Below are 17191 nucleotides of genomic sequence, written 5' to 3'. Positions count from 1 at the left end.
AACGGGGATGCTTTGCTAAAGTGTCCCTGTTTTTTTGTTTAAAAAGGAGAGAATTAGAAAGATTCATGCTTTGAAAAAAAGAAAACGTTGTTTTACCTCACCAATTTCTATTTTTATGCGGCAGTTTGTATTTAATTTGACAATGATATGTCTGATAAGTGTGGAAGCTTGCGTGGGTAGCTTCGCTCAAAAATCGACAAAAAAGACGTCTAACAAAAAGATGAACACAATCACAAAAACAACTTTTGGGCAATTGCCCGATGGCCAAACGGCCGACTTATTTACCTTGCGAAGTGCAGCAGGGGTAGAGGTACGTATCTCTAATTATGGCGGAATTATTTCTCATTTGTTAGTGCCCGACAAGAATGGAGAAAAAGAAGATGTAGTGCTGGGCTATGATTACTTGGATGGTTACCTCAAAGCATCGCCCTACTTTGGGGCATTGATAGGCCGTTACGGAAACCGAATTGCCGATGCAAAATTTACGTTGGAAGGAAAAGAATACCCATTGGCTGTCAACAGCGGAGTCAATAGCATTCACGGTGGGAAAAAAGGCTTTGACAAAAAGATTTGGAAAGCAGAAGTGATAGAAGCAGAAAATGCCCTGAAATTGTCGTACGTGAGTCCTGATGGGGAAGAGGGTTTTCCAGGAACGCTTTCTACGGAGGTGACGTACCGTTTGACCGACGATAATGCCTTGGAAATTGAATACCGAAGTACGACTGACAAAACGACGATTGTCAATTTGACAAACCATACCTATTTTAACTTTACTGGTGCAAAAACAGACGTACTCGACCACGTTGTGACGATTAATGCCGACTATTTGGTGCCCGTCAACAAAAACTTGATTCCGACGGGCGAGCTGCGTGCGGTGAAAGGAACACCATTTGATTTTCTTCAACCACACGTGGTAGGGGAGCGAATCAATGACCCCGAGGATGACCAAATCAAAGTAGGTGGGGGATATGACCATTGTTGGGTAGTCAATGGAGAACCAAAGACTTTGCGCCCAGCTGCAACGGCCTACGAACCTGCGTCGGGGCGTTTTATGGAAGTATTTACAACCGAGCCAGGAATTCAGTTTTACACAGGTAACTTTTTGAGCAATAACATTACGGGCAAAAATGACATTACCTACCGTAAGCGTATTGGTTTTTGCTTTGAAACCCAACATTACCCTGATTCTCCCAACCAGCCCCAATTCCCAAGCGTTGTTTTACGTCCTGGCGAAGAATATTATACCAAAACAGTATATAAATTTTCGGCAAAGTAGTTTACAGAGAGACATACAGTAAAAAATTTGGCCATTTCGGATTATTACAGTAGTTTAGCGATTGTCATTCACCAACCCCCACCTTAATAGTATGGCAATGTTAAGCCGCGTTGCAGATTCCATTTACTGGATGAATCGCTATATAGAGCGAGCTGAAAACTATGCTCGTTTCATCGGAGTAAATTTCAATTTGGCATTTGACTTGCCTCCCAGCGTCAGCGAACAATGGGAGCCACTGCTGATTGCTACTGCCGATAACTATTTGTTTTACCAGCATTACGACGAGCCCACGCGCGAAAACGTGATTAATTTCATGACGTTCGACAAGCGGAATCCGAACTCGATTTATACCTGTATTTCGGCCGCACGGGAAAATGGGCGGACGATTCGGGAAAGTATTTCGAAGGAAATGTGGGAAAACCTGAACCAACTTTACTTGTGGTTGCGCAATGTACAACCTAAAGAAGAGTGGGATTTAAACCACATGCAGGATTTCTATTCGGAAGTGAGGAACGGAACACAGCTGTTTTACGGCATCGTGGATGCGACCATCACGCGCAATGAAGCATGGCATTTTGGGCGTTTGGGGCGTTTCATGGAACGTGCCGATAAAACGTCGCGTTTTTTGGACGTATCGTATTTTACACTCATGCCCGACTCCGACGTGACGGGCAGTACGCTCGAACTCGTGCTTTGGACGGCAGTGTTGAAGTCGGTAAGTGCCTATAATATGTATCGTCAACAAAATCAGATGCTTACGCCAAAGCACATCGCCGAGTTTTTGATTCTTGATAAACTCTTCCCGCGTGCAATGGCCCACTGTATTCGTCAGGCTGAGTTATCGTTGTACGAAATTTCGGGCACGCCTACATCCAACCGTTTTAGTAACCAAGCGGAGAAAAAAATGGGTAAACTTCGCTCTGAAATTGAATATACCGACATTGAAGATATTTTTGAAACAGGTTTGCACCAATACCTCGACCAATTCCAAATTCGCGGAAATGAGGTAAGTAAAGCAATTTTTGAAACGTATTTCGACATCAAACCTGTCGAAGCGTTTCAGTACCAATCTCAATCCTAAGTTTTTACAATGACCTATTGTCTTGGCATTAAAGTCGCCTCTGGGCTGGTAGCCATCGCCGATACCCGCCTCACGTCGGGTACTGAAGTGAGCACCAACAAAAAAATTTCGGTCCATCAGCTCGAAAATCATTCGTTGTTTATCATGACATCGGGGCTACGCTCGGTGCGTGACAAAGCCGTGACCTATTTTCGAGAAGTGTTAGAAGAAGAAGATGGGAGTTTCAACAAACTGTATAAGGCCGTCAATGCCTTTGGCCAACAAGTAAGGCGCGTGGCACGAGAAGATAAAGAAGCGCTGGATGCGGCTGGACTTCGTTTCAATTTGCACGCCATTGTGGGGGGGCAATTGGAAGACGACGACGAACACAAGCTCTACCTGCTGTATCCCGAAGGCAACTGGGTAGAGGTGGGAGAAACGTCGCCATTTTTCGTTATTGGTAATTCTAATTACGGAAAACCACTGTTGTTCAGGAGTTTAAAGTATGATTCCTCTTTGATGGATGCGCTCAAAGTCGGGTTTTTGTCTTTTGATTCAACGCGGGTAAGTGCCAACGACGTTGATTATCCGATTGATGTGGTTATGTATGAAGAAGGAAGCTTCCACCTGACCGAACACCGCTTTCAAAAAGATGATTTAGCGCATTTGTCGCTGCAATGGAGTATGTTGCTCCAAAATTCTGTCCAGCGTTTACCAAACGATTGGATGGATCCGATACTTGATAAAGTTCGAGATAAAGTATAAAAAGGTGGAGTAAATCTCCACCTTTTTTTTTATTTATATATACGCCTTTTCAACTCAGGGTACATTGTTATGAATATACACGTTTTGCATAAACTCTCTTATTCGTATTCCGAAGCCGTTAGCCTCGACGCTCATACCATCTATCTGCAACCGAAAGCTTCTCCTCACCAGCGCCTGCTTGGGTATTCGTTGGTGATAGAACCCACGCCCACTATGCTGGTACAAAATGTTGATGCAGAGGGAAATCACCAACAAACCGCCTATTTTCGAGAAATGACCGACCGATTGTTGATTTCGGTGGAAATGACCTTGGTTTCCAACGCCTTCAATCCCTTCGGATTTGTTTTATTTCCGTTTGAAACCGAGCGCTTGCCGTTTCATTATTCTGCCTCCCTAAAAAAATATTTGCAACCGTATCTTGTACGAGAAGGGGTAACTACGTATGTCGAACAGTATGCCCGTCATACGGCCGCTTCAGTACGATGGATGACCGTTCCTTTTTTGACCACGCTTTGTAGAACCATCGCCCAAGACTACGTTTATGAACGCCGCGAAGTAGGCGCTCCTATGTCGCCCGAACACACCTTGATTGGCCGAAAAGGTTCCTGCCGAGATTTTGCCCAATTGTTTGTGGCTTGTTGTCGAAGTATTGGCTTAGCGGCGCGTTTTGTAAGCGGGTATTTGTATGGTAATGTATTGCAAGAGAATGATTTACATGCTTGGGCGGAAGTGTATTTGCCTGGTGCAGGGTGGCGTGGTTTTGACCCTACCGAAGGACAAGCTGTTGGGAATAACCACGTGTATCTGGCAGCGTCGGCAGAGCCTCAGTCTATCGCACCATTATCGGGTACATTTCGCGGGCGTGCTCGCTCCTTATTGACCACCGAAGTAGTCGTAGGAATTGGATAATTTTATGTCTTTTAGTGGTACTTTTAAAACACGACGTAACCCGTGTTTTTGACGACCTAATATACTATATTGAAAATTTTGTATTCCAAGTTTTCTTTGAATTTATACCTGCTTTTTGTCTTGCTATTAGGCATATTTATTTTCTTTTAACCTTCTTTTTTGTTTAGATAATAATTTGATTATCAGGGTTTTTTTTGGTGTTGCTTCTTCTGTTTTTAAAGCTATTTATTTGCATATTTGGTGCTTTTGAGCGCCATTGAGCTATTTCTGTGTCCCAAAAAGAAATATTGAATATCCCTAAAGGATTGGCACACTAATTGTTTCTGTTTAGCTGCAAACTCAAGCAGTCCGCATCCTAAATCAAATTTTGGTTATGAAAATAGCTTTTACTTCCAGTCGCTTCGTGGTGCCTCTTCTTTTTACTTTGGGCTTAACATTGTCCTGTTTACAAGGATATGCTCAGGTGAGAGGTACCGTATTTAGAGATTTTAACGGAAATGGCACGCGCGACACCAACGAGCCACTGATCCCAGGAGTTGTTGTCAATGTGTACAACACCAGTTCAGGGTCGGGGGTGTTATGTGGCACCACTACCACGTCAGGCAATACCGCTCCTAACTATAACGTGGCAGGTTGCGGTACGGGCGATGTTCGGGTAGAGTTTGTGCTTCCTACTTCTGGTCAATGCGCCATCGACTCGTTAGATTTCTCGGCATTGGGAGGGGCTACGTACGGAAGCTCGGTGCAATTTGCCAAAGGCAATAGTACCAATGTTAATTTTGGGCTGTATTACCCCAATGACTTTAATCTTGGCGCTGCAAACTCCATGGTGTATGTCCCTTGTTATGTACATGGCGACCCCGTCGCATCGGGGGGGGCATCGGGAGCGAGTGAATGGTTTGTTGGTTTTCCGTACAACAATACGGGTAGCACTACCCCTCCTTCCAAAAAACTCAATGGTTATATGATTGGGGCTACTTGGGGGGTAGCATACAGCCGTAAAGCAAAAAAAATATTTACCTCGGCCTTGATAAAGCGGCACGTTGGATTGGGTCAACTCGGTACTGGCGGAATTTACATCATTGATGAAGCCACTTTTGTGGCCGATTCTTTGTACGACTTAGATAAAAACGGGTTCCGTACGCGTGCGGCGGCTACCGCACCCGCCTATGGAAGTAGCACCAGCTATGCACTTGCTACCGCTACGGCAGGTTCGCCCGCAGTGGCCAATACGGGTGTATCGGTGAGTTTTCTTGGAAGTACCGACCCCGTGTCAGGGCTTCCAGAAGGGCTAGGGGTAATGGGTACCAACGCCCAACGCGGCCTGTCAGGTACGCCAACTACGCCTACTTATGACCCCGCTGCCTTTGACCAAGTGGGTAAAGTAGGATTAGGTGATTTGGAAATTAGCGATGATGAACAATACCTTTTTGTGGTCAATTTGTACTCGCGTAAACTCTTACGCATGAAATTTGACAACCCAGCCAATCCCACGACTTTTACCGAAGTCGTGGAATATAGTTTGCCAAACATAACTGTCAACAACGGGCTGCTCCGCCCTTGGGCATTGAAGTATTTCCGTGGAAAACTGTACGTAGGAGCCGTTTCGACGGGTGAGAATGGCGGGAGTATCACCATCAACGGTGCCTCTGATGTACGCGCGTATGTGTTTGAAGTTAACGACCCAACTGGAAATCTTACGTTCAATAACACGCCTTTGTTGGATTATCCCCTCAATTATACCAAAGGAACAACGACCAGCACAACTGGCGACAATCGTTGGTATCCTTGGACCCACCGAGCGAGTGATGTTATTTGGAATGGTGCCTTCAATTTGGCCTATCCACAACCGATATTAAGTGACATAGAGTTTTCGGATAGAGGTGATATGTTGCTTACGTTCTCGGACCGTGCAGGACACCAATTGGGGGCTAACAATTACCGTTTTCTTTCTACAAGTACCGAAATCAGGTACGGTACTTCGGGGGGAGATATACAAGTAGCGGGATTAAATTGCCAGACCCAAACATTCACGCTTGAAAGCAACGGGCGTTACAACTCCATCAACGGGGAGCTGTATTCGGGAGGGGTTGGTAATGTGCAAGGGCCTGGAGGAGGAGAATTTTTTAATGCAGAAGCGTTTGGTATTCATGCCGAAACGTCAATGGGCGCAATGGCAGTACTAAAAGGAACGGGTAACGTCTTGATGACAATCATGGATCCTGACGCTTACGTAACTGGGGGTGTGGTGAAATTCTCGACCTCCAACGGGGCTGCTTCGGGGGCTTATCGGCTTTATGGCGATGGCTCGGTACCAGGGGCTACCAATACCGCCTTAGGAAAGGCCATCGGTTTGGGAGACCTCGAATTGACGGGGACGTTTGCGCCCATCGAAATCGGTAACCGCGTATGGCAAGATACCGACGCGGATGGTTTTCAAGACGCGGGAGAGCTAGGGCTGGCCAACGTAAAAGTAATTTTGTGCGATGCGAATGGGGTCAAAATAGACTCGGTACTAACCGACGCCAATGGTAACTATTACTTCTCTTCGGCGACGGGCACGAATACCAGCTCAGCCAAATATGGCATAAACTTACTGCCCAATACCAATTATATATTAAAATTCCCAGCGGCGGTAGGGACTAATTCAATCACGACGCTCAACGCAGGCACCAACGACTTGATTGATTCTGACGCGGGAACCAACGGTCAAATCGCTTTTACTACGGGCGATATAGGCGCTACCGACCACAGCTTTGATGTCGGCTATCGTTCGTGTTTACCTGCGGTTACAAACATTGCCCAAGTAACGGCAACTTGCTCAGGAGTTGTTGTCAATAATAATGCTTCGGTAACAGTGACCGCCACGGGGGATAAATATGCCATTGGCACTTCAACGTTATACGCCGCCGCTACAACTTTCACAGGCTCATTTACTGCCAATAACCTCACCGCCGGTTCGCTGCTTACCTTCCGTATTTTCAACGGAGCCGATGCTTGCTACCGCGATACCACCATTTTGGTCAACCAAAAACTTTGTCCCGCTCCTCCTTGTACCAACACCATCGGAGGAACGGTTTTCAACGATTTTAACAACAACGGCGTTTTCAATACAACAGACTCCTTGGGTTTTGCGGGCATTAAAGTGTATGCCTTCAACTGCGCAGGCGTGAAAATCGACTCCGCCGTGACCGACTACCGTGGGCGTTATACTTTGACCAACGTAACGGCATCTAACGATACGGTACGTATTGAGTTTGTTCGCGCTACGTTCCCTACCTGGGCTAAGCCTACTTACAACGGCACTGACGGACGTACGGATGTTCAGTTTGTGATTGCCCCTAATTGTACGGTGGATTTAGGTTTAACAACTGACTATTGTCAAACCAACCCGTTTGTGATGGTTCCTTGCCACGTCAATGGAGCTACCACCGCCACGGGTGACGCGCTGATTCGCTTCTCGTACGATGTAACGAGTGGAGGGGCAAATGCCAATAAAAAACAGTTGTCAAATACCAATCAGATTGGGACAACTTGGGGGATTGCCTACCAAAAATCCACCAGCCGTCTGTTTGCCGCAGCTTTCCTCAAACGCCACTCGGCCATGGGGCCAAACGGCGGAGGGGCTATTTATCAAATTAATCCCGATGCGACAGGACTCAACGGTACGTTGTTTTTTGACATGAATACCGTTGAAAGCACAGGCAGCATCGCCGACAACGCTACCCGTGGTGTAAACACGGCTGCAGGTTCACCCAATACCGATGCCACTACTTTTGCCCAAATTGGAAAAGTTAGCCTTGGTGACATTGACATTACTGAAGATGAAGAATTTCTTTATACCATTAATTTAGCCACCAAAAAACTCTATCGTGTACCTACAACAAACCCGACGGCGGGTAATGTGACGAGCTGGGTGATTCCTACGCCTGGTTGTGTGGGTGGCGAGTGGCGTCCTTGGGCAACCAAAACCTACCGTGGAAAAGTATATGTGGGTGGGGTATGTGACGCTGCTACTTCGCAGCTACGCAGTGACCTCAAAGCTGTGGTTTATGAGTTTACGCCTGCTACTGGCACATTCAGCCAAGTACTTAACTTTAAATTGGATTTTGATCGTGGGGCTGCTACTTGGTACACCGCTTTAACGGGTAGTGACTTAGACAAACAGTCGCATTGGAATCCTTGGACTGATGACTTTACGGTGGCGGTTCAGACAGGCTTGCATGACCTTTATCCGCAGCCTGTGTTGTCAGACATTGAATTTGACGTGGACGGTTCCATGATTTTAGGATTCTTGGATCGTTGGGGACACCAAACGGGTGAAGCCAATAACTTCCCTAACGGCGTTTTGGCCGAACAAGGTGTAACGGGCGGTGACGTGATGCGCGCGTATAATAACAACGGTATTTATGAAATTGAGAATGATGGTAAAGTAGGGCCATTGACGGTGGGTGGTACAACCGCCCAGCAAAACTACAATGCGTCTTCGACGTATGCTCCTAACGGCCAAGGACGCGGAGGCAAAGAGTTCTATTTTGGGGATACGTGGATGAACAACCACGACGAGCGCAGCATGGGTAGTTTGGCACTCTTGCCAGGCTCAGGCCAAGTGATTATGGCTGCCATGGATGCGAATAATACTATTTATTCGGGAGGGACGATTTGGCTTAATAATACGACTGGGCTGGCCGACAAGGCATACACACTGTATAGTGGTGGGGTAGCTAGCTTTGGCAAAGGGTATGCCTTGGGGGATTTAGAATTACAATGTAACCCACAACCCATTCAAATTGGTAACCGCCTGTGGATTGATACCGACAGAGACGGGGTGCAAGACCCTTGCAACGAGCCTGGCATTGCCAACGTGGTCGTGAGCCTTTATGACAAAGCGGGTAATTTTATTGCCAAAGATACCACCAACGCGCTAGGAGAATACTACTTTGATGCAACCAACGTGGTGGACACCGTAGGTTTGGCCAAACCTAACTTCAGAGGGCCACAACCTAATACCCAATACTATATTGTGATTGGGAAAGAAACCATCGGTACGGGGGCGCAGTTCAACCGAGCTGACGGCATACTTACGTTGAGTACGGGTCAAAAATATGAATTGACCATTGCGAACAGTACCCAAAACAGTGGTAACGACCAAAACGACAGCGATTTCGAGCTGGCGGGTAGTTCAGCCCCTGTGGCGTTGCAAGGCTTCCCCGTTATTTGTGAAGCTACCCCAAGTTCAGGTGCTAATCACACCTTTGATGCTGGCTTCATTCCCGCCTGCGTTAAGCCGTTGTTCACGGCCTTTACGCAAGTAAATGCTACTTGTTCAAACGGGGTTGTACAAAACAATGCTTCCGTGACGATTACGTCGAATGGCGACAAGTATGCGATTGGTACTAATACCGCTTACGCATCGGCGACGACTTTCACGGGATCGTTTACTTTAAACAATCAAATCGCAGGTAGTACCATTACAGTACGGGTTTTCAAAGGCGAAAACGCTTGTTTTAAAGACACGACCTTCAAAGTAAACACAGTGTTGTGTCCTGCGCCTCCTTGTACGAACACCATAGGAGGAACGGTTTTCAACGACTTTAACAACAATGGCGTATTCAATACCACCGATTCATTGGGTTTTGCGGGAATTAAAGTATATGCCTTCAACTGTGCTGGCGCGAAAATTGACTCCGCCGTGACCGATTACCGTGGCCGCTATACGTTGACTAATGTCACAGCGGCCAACGATACCGTACGCATTGAATTTGTGCGTGCTACCTTCCCTGTCTGGGCTCGTCCTACCAACAACGGGGTGGACGGCCGTACGGATGTGCAGTTTGTAATTGCACCTAATTGTACGGTGGACATGGGACTGACGGGCTTGCACGATTATTGTCAGGCAAGTCCTTTGATGACTACTACTTGCTTTGTCAACGGAGCGTCAGGCAATGGGGTTAATCCATTGGAAGTCTTGGTGAAGTTTAACTACAATACTTCTGGTACGACGCCTCAACCCCAGTATTTGTCTAATAAAGGCGAGTTTGGCTCGGTATGGAGCACTGCTTATAACAACCAGACCAAACAGTTATTTACGGGTTCATTCCTCAAACGACATGCAGGATTGAAAGACATGGATGGAGATAACAAAGGCGATTTAGGCATCATTTGGCAAACTTCAAATCCGTACGCGGCGACTTTAACCAACAGCGTTTGGGCTGATTTAACCAAAGCGCCTTATAATTTAGATTTTGGTACCATTGGTGATGACGCTGCCCGTGGATTGGGTGTTCCTACTGCCCCTAGTAATGACGCTACGACCTTCCCATTAATTGGAAAGGTTGGGATTGGTGACATTGACATTTCACACGATAACTCAGCCCTTTGGGTGGTGAATCCCAAAGGCAGTCAACTGCACAAAATTGCTATCAATACCGATGGTTCAGCAGGAGCGTTGACAACTTTTAATATTCCCAAAGCGTGCGGAAGCAGCTACGATACTTTGTATATTAAAGCAGGAGGAAACGTCAATGGCGCATTGATCAATGGTTTTGTGGGTGATGAATTCTTCTCGGGAGGGGTCACAACTTCTTCAGGACGTTCTGGCGCGGCTTATTCGACGTTCCGAAATGGGGCAGGGTTTGAGTACAAGATTAGCCTTCCCAATGGTACATACAATGTTCAATTGTACTTTGGTAATAATACAGCGGCAAGAAATCAGACCAATACAGTAGAAGGAACAGCGCAAACCCTAGCGATAGCGGCCAATGCGAGTGTTTCACAAATGTTCAACAACGTGGCCGTCACCGATGATCGCTTGGATATTACTATTAATGACTTGCCAGGAGGAGATGCCAACGCGATTTTGAGTGGGATTAAAATTTGGTCAGTAGCAGGGGCGAAGTTTGAAGACAGGGCTTATCCGTTTGCGTTGAAATACCACAAAGGAAAAGTGTATGTAGGAACTACTTGCCCTGCCGAGTTGACCCAAGACAAAGAACAGCTAAAAAGCATTGTCTATGAGTTGACAGACGATGGTTCTACCATTTTTACTCCTGTTTTGACCGTACCACTTACTTACACACACGGCCGCCCTTATAGTCAAGAACCTGTTGTAAGATGGCAAGCATGGACGGGCGCGATTGACAAAGCATTTAATGTGGATATTTTCACGGTATATCCTCAACCCGTGTTGTCAGACATTGAGTTTTTGGAAGATGGAGACATGGTATTAGGCTTTTTTGACCGTTTTGGACATCAATCGGGCGATAGAAATTACAAAACGTACGGAACTGCTACCATTCGTTCCACCATTGCGGGCGATGTGTTGAGAGCAGATGCCAATGCGGGTAATTTCACCCTCGAAAGTAATGGTAAAGTGGGTACCAATACCTCAGCAGGAGGTGTCGGCAACAACCAAGGCCCAGGTGGAGGTGAGTTTTATTCGGGTGATAACTACCAGACTGATCACTTAGAAACCAGCTACGGTGGTATGGCATTTATCGCAGGTCGTAATGAGTTAGCAGTGACTGTGTTAGATCCATTTGATGTGGTGTCATCGGGGGTGACGTACTTCAATAATACCAACGGTAACAGCGCCAGAAGATACCAAGTAACTCCTGTGTCGATGAGCACAACCTTCTTTAGTAAGGCCATTGCCTTGGGAGATTTGGAAGCGCTTTGTGACGTTGCACCCGTCCAAATTGGTAACCGTTTGTGGATTGATACCGATAAAGATGGAGTGCAAGACCCTTGCAACGAGCCTGGTATTGCCAATGTGGTCGTGAGTCTTTATGATAAATTGGGTAATTTCTTAGCCAAAGATACAACGAATGCACTAGGGGAGTATTATTTCGATGCCACCAACGTTGTTGATACGATTGGCGCTGCCAAACCCAATGTTTTAGGGCCACAACCTAACACCCAGTACTATATCGTGATTGGGAAAGAAGATAGTAAATTTAACACGACTACTGGCTCACTAACGGTAGGTGGAGTAGGCTATCAGTTGACAAAACTTAACAGCACAACTGACGGGGGTAACGACCAAAACGACAGTGACTTTGAAATTGCCACCAATACCGCCCCCGCTGTTTTACAAGGTTATCCTGTAATTTGTGAAACCACACCTGATGCAGGGGCAAATCATACCTTCGATGCTGGATTTAACTCAACCGTAGGTTCAATCGGCGACTTTGTTTGGAAAGACCTAAACAATAATGGTCAGCAGGACAGCGGTGAGCCAGGGGTAAATGGTGTGAAAATGATATTGTGGTCTGCCAACGCAAGTGGTAATCCTGTCGCTAAGTTGGATTCTACCGTAACGGCAACGGGCGGTAAGTATGAGTTCAAAAACTTGCCTAAAGGTGATTACATCGTTCAGTTGGTGTTGAGTACCTTGCCCGATAGCTGCGTGATAAGTTCTCAAAAAGACCTTGGACCAGATGTGACTGATAATGATTTTGGCACAAACGGTCTGAGCAATGTAGTGAAGTTAGACCCAGTAATTGGTGGCCTGAGCAAAGACAATCCAACGATAGATGCAGGTTTGTACTCGCCTAAAGGTTCGATTGGGGACTTCGTTTGGAAAGACCAAAACGACAACGGCGTTCAAGATGTGGGCGAACCAGCGGTAGCGGGTGTGATTGTGCAATTGTTAAATTCGACGACCAGCGCGGTATTAGCCACAGACACGACGGATGCCAATGGTTTGTACTTGTTCTCGAACTTGAACTCAGGCAGTTATCAATTAAAGATTGTGACGACGAGTTTGCCAGCGGGCTGTGTGATTAGCAGCCAGCAGAACTTGGGCGGTGACGATACGAAAGACAGCGATTTCAACCCGACGACGGGCTTATCACAAACTGTAACGATAGACGCATTGGGTACAGGCATTGCCAAAGACAACCCAACAGTGGATGCGGCCTTGTACTCTCCCAAAGGTTCGATTGGGGATTACGTTTGGAAAGACCAAGACAATGATGGCGTACAAGATGCAGGCGAACCAGCGGTGGCGGGCGTGATAGTTCAATTGTTGAACCCAACGACGAGCGCCGTATTGGCGACTGACACGACGGATGCGAATGGTTTGTACTTGTTCTCGAACTTGAACTCAGGCAGTTATCAATTGAAGATTGTGACGACGAGTTTGCCAGCGGGCTGTGTGATTAGCAGCCAGCAAGACTTGGGCGGTAATGATACGAAAGACAGCGATTTCAACCCGACGACGGGCTTATCACAAACGGTAACGATAGACGCATTGGGTACAGGCATTGTCAAAGACAACCCAACGGTTGACGCAGGTTTGTACTCGCCAAAAGGTTCGATTGGGGATTATGTTTGGAAAGACCAAGACAATGATGGCGTTCAGGATGTAGGCGAACCAGCGGTAGCGGGCGTGATAGTTCAATTGTTGAACCCAACGACGAGCGCCGTATTGGCAACTGACACGACGGATGCCAATGGTTTATACTTGTTCTCAAATTTGAACTCAGGCACGTACCAAGTAAAAATTGTGACGACGAGTTTACCAGCAGGCTGTGTGATTAGCAGTAAGCAAGATTTAGGCGGCGACGATACGAAAGACAGCGATTTCAACCCGACGACGGGCTTATCACAAACGGTAACGATAGACGCATTGGGTACAGGCATTGCCAAAGACAACCCAACGGTGGATGCGGCCTTGTACTCGCCAAAAGGTTCGATTGGGGATTACGTTTGGAAAGACCAAGACAATGATGGCGTACAAGATGCAGGCGAACCAGCGGTGGCGGGCGTGATAGTTCAATTGTTGAACCCAACGACGAGCGCCGTATTGGCGACTGACACGACGGATGCCAATGGTTTGTACTTGTTCTCAAATTTGAACTCAGGCAGTTATCAAGTGAAGATTGTGACGACGAGTTTGCCAGCGGGCTGTGTGATTAGCAGCCAGCAGAACTTGGGCGGTGACGATACGAAAGACAGCGATTTCAACCCGACGACGGGCTTATCACAAACTGTAACGATAGACGCATTGGGCACAGGCATTGTCAAAGACAACCCAACGGTGGATGCAGGTTTGTACTCTCCCAAAGGTTCGATTGGTGATTATGTTTGGAAAGACCAAGACAATGATGGCGTTCAGGATGTAGGCGAACCAGCGGTAGCGGGCGTGATAGTTCAATTGTTGAACCCAACGACGAGCGCCGTATTGGCGACTGACACGACGGATGCCAATGGTTTATACTTGTTCTCGAACTTGAACTCAGGCAGTTATCAAGTGAAGATAGTAACGACGAGTTTGCCAGCGGGCTGTGTGATTAGCAGCCAGCAGAACTTGGGCGGTGACGATACGAAAGACAGCGATTTCAACCCGACGACGGGCTTATCACAAACGGTAACGATAGACGCATTGGGTACAGGCATTGCCAAAGACAACCCAACGGTGGATGCAGGTTTGTACTCTCCCAAAGGTTCGATTGGGGATTATGTTTGGAAAGATCAAGACAATGATGGCGTTCAGGATGCAGGCGAACCAGCGGTGGCGGGCGTGATAGTTCAATTGTTGAACCCAACGACGAGCGCCGTATTGGCGACTGACACGACGGATGCCAATGGTTTGTACTTGTTCTCGAACTTGAACTCAGGCAGTTATCAAGTGAAGATAGTAACGACGAGTTTGCCAGCAGGCTGTGTGATTAGCAGCCAGCAGAACTTGGGCGGTGACGATACGAAAGACAGCGATTTCAACCCGACGACGGGCTTATCACAAACGGTAACGATAGACGCATTGGGTACAGGCATTGCCAAAGACAACCCAACGGTGGATGCAGGTTTGTACTCTCCCAAAGGTTCGATTGGGGATTATGTTTGGAAAGACCAAGACAATGATGGCGTACAAGATGCAGGCGAACCAGCGGTGGCGGGCGTGATAGTTCAATTGTTGAACCCAACGACGAGCGCCGTATTGGCGACTGACACGACGGATGCCAATGGTTTGTACTTGTTCTCGAACTTGAACTCAGGCAGTTATCAATTAAAGATTGTGACGACGAGTTTGCCAGCGGGTTGTGTGATTAGCAGCCAGCAAGACTTGGGCGGTGACGATACGAAAGACAGCGATTTCAACCCGACGACGGGCTTATCACAAACGGTAACGATAGACGCATTGGGTACAGGCATTGTCAAAGACAACCCAACGGTTGACGCAGGTTTGTACTCGCCAAAAGGTTCGATTGGGGATTATGTTTGGAAAGATCAAGACAATGATGGCGTTCAGGATGTAGGCGAACCAGCGGTAGCGGGTGTGATTGTTCAATTGTTGAACCCATCGACGAGCGCCGTATTGGCGACTGACACGACGGATGCCAATGGTTTATACTTGTTCTCAAATTTGAACTCAGGCACGTACCAAGTAAAAATTGTGACGACGAGTTTACCAGCAGGTTGTGTGATTAGCAGTAAGCAAGATTTAGGCGGCGACGATACGAAAGACAGCGATTTCAACCCGACGACGGGCTTATCACAAACTGTAACGATAGACGCATTGGGTACAGGCATTGTCAAAGACAACCCAACGGTGGATGCGGCCTTGTACTCTCCCAAAGGTTCGATTGGGGACTTCGTTTGGAAAGATGTGAACAACAATGGTTTACAAGATTTGCCAGCGGAAAAAGGAGTGGCTGGAGTAATCCTAGAACTATATCGCTTGGAAGGTATAACTACTCCAACACCTGTTTTGGTAGCCAAAGATACCACCGATGCAACGGGTAAGTACTTGTTTACCAACTTGTCGAGCGGCAATTATTTTGTGCAACTTGTCCTTTCAAGTTTGGCCGATACGTGTCAAATTACAAGTAAACAAAACGAAGGCGCTGATGATACCAAAGACAGTGATTTTGGACCGACAACAGGACGGAGTCAAGTGGTGCCAATCGACGCATTAGGCACGGGTATTGCAAAAGATAACTTGACGGTGGATGCAGGATTGATTGTGCCTTGTGTGAAATCAAGTGTGATTGTGACCGAAGCGCCGTTGTGTTCGCAGGACGTTCAAACGTACAGCATTAAGTTTACGGTAAACAACAAAATGGGCATTGTGAAGGTCAACAAAGGGACTTTAACAGGCAATAATCCATATACCGTAACTGGTATTCCATCGGGTGCGAGTTTGATTATCACTGATAGTTTGAGTGCTTTGTGTAAAGCCGATACGACCATTGTTGGGCCTAATTGTAACTGTAACCCTCCAGTACCAGTGTTGTTGGCACCAAGCATGACGGCTTGTATCGGTGATACCTTCCCGACCTTGAAAGCAGCGATAGTAGGTTTGGCGACTGTAGAGTGGTATAGCCAACAAACAGGCGGAACGTTGCTGTCAACGGGCTTAAATTATAAACCAGCTGGCACCGTAACGGGTAGCACAGTGTTCTACGCCCAAGCACGCAGCACTGACCCAAGTTGCCCGACAGCCATTAGTACGAGCCGAGTTCCTGCCAACATCAACGCACAAAACTGCATCGACACCATTGATTTGGCGTTGAAGAAATCAATTAGTACTAAAATAGCGCGAGTGGGTGATGTGCTGACGTACACGGTAAAAGTGTGGAATGAATGGAACAAGAACGCGACGGGTGTAGAAGTAACGGACAGCATCGCGACCACGGCGCAGTTTGTGAGCGGTAGCTTTGTAGCGAGCCGAGGCAGTGCGACCATCAGCGGAAACGTGATTAAGTGGACGATAGGTAACATCGCAGCAAATGGCGACACAGTGACCTTGCGCTACCAAGTGCGAGCGACGCAAGCGGGAGTACACTTGAACACGGCCGAAATCAGTAAGACCAACGAGAAGGACAGAGACAGCACGCCAGGTAATGGTAAAGGTGGCGAAGATGACATCGATCAGCAATGCTTCACGGTGCCGTTTGAGTTGTGCGCGGGTCAGAAGTTAGAAGTAGGTGTTCCTGCCAATTTGACGAATGTCCAATGGTTCAGAAACGGTGGTACAACGGTCGTTGCAACGGGTAATGTGGTATTATTCAGTGAAGATGGCGTTTATACTTTCACTGCAACGAACCAGACATGTCCATCCAACGGCTGTTGTCCAGTCATCATCGAACCAGGCACCAACTGTTGCCCAGCCGAGGTTTGTGTGCCATTTACAGTGCGAAAAGTGAAAAAATAAATAGAGGATAGTTAAATCAACT

At 47.1% G+C, this 17191-nt stretch carries 5 protein-coding genes; all 5 read left to right on the top strand.

Annotation, left to right across the window (positions count from 1 at the left end; all coding sequences use genetic code 11):
• Positions 1–115 precede the first annotated feature (115 nt).
• Positions 116–1276: an aldose epimerase family protein gene (locus tag DTQ70_RS14810; RefSeq protein ID WP_122931525.1), complete on the top strand. Its 1161-nt coding sequence runs from the start codon at positions 116–118 to the stop codon at positions 1274–1276.
• A gap of 97 nt (positions 1277–1373) precedes the next feature.
• Positions 1374–2357: an alpha-E domain-containing protein gene (locus tag DTQ70_RS14805; RefSeq protein ID WP_122934417.1), complete on the top strand. Its 984-nt coding sequence runs from the start codon at positions 1374–1376 to the stop codon at positions 2355–2357.
• 9 nt (positions 2358–2366) lie between these two features.
• Positions 2367–3101 (top strand): peptidase, encoded by a 735-nt coding sequence (locus DTQ70_RS14800; RefSeq protein WP_028526977.1) that lies wholly within the window; start codon positions 2367–2369, stop codon positions 3099–3101.
• A 69-nt stretch (positions 3102–3170) separates the two neighbouring features.
• On the top strand, positions 3171–4010 hold the full coding sequence (locus tag DTQ70_RS14795) for a transglutaminase family protein (protein WP_122931524.1): 840 nt from the start codon (positions 3171–3173) through the stop codon (positions 4008–4010).
• Positions 4011–4383: 373 nt separating this feature from the next.
• Positions 4384–17169: an SdrD B-like domain-containing protein gene (locus tag DTQ70_RS14790; protein WP_122931523.1), complete on the top strand. Its 12786-nt coding sequence runs from the start codon at positions 4384–4386 to the stop codon at positions 17167–17169.
• Positions 17170–17191: the final 22 nt, after the last annotated feature.

This window comes from Runella sp. SP2 (genome assembly GCF_003711225.1).
GTDB lineage: Bacteria > Bacteroidota > Bacteroidia > Cytophagales > Spirosomataceae > Runella.
Note: the sequence above shows the minus strand (reverse complement) of the source record. Positions and strands in the feature narration are given on the sequence as shown.

What these genes read in the sequence shown, in the direction of transcription:
- DTQ70_RS14810 (WP_122931525.1), top strand. Translation starts at nt 116, where the DNA reads ATGCGGCAGTTTGTATTTAATTTGACAATGATATGTCTGATAAGTGTG.
- DTQ70_RS14805 (WP_122934417.1), top strand. Translation starts at nt 1,374, where the DNA reads ATGTTAAGCCGCGTTGCAGATTCCATTTACTGGATGAATCGCTATATA.
- DTQ70_RS14800 (WP_028526977.1), top strand. Translation starts at nt 2,367, where the DNA reads ATGACCTATTGTCTTGGCATTAAAGTCGCCTCTGGGCTGGTAGCCATC.
- DTQ70_RS14795 (WP_122931524.1), top strand. Translation starts at nt 3,171, where the DNA reads ATGAATATACACGTTTTGCATAAACTCTCTTATTCGTATTCCGAAGCC.
- DTQ70_RS14790 (WP_122931523.1), top strand. Translation starts at nt 4,384, where the DNA reads ATGAAAATAGCTTTTACTTCCAGTCGCTTCGTGGTGCCTCTTCTTTTT.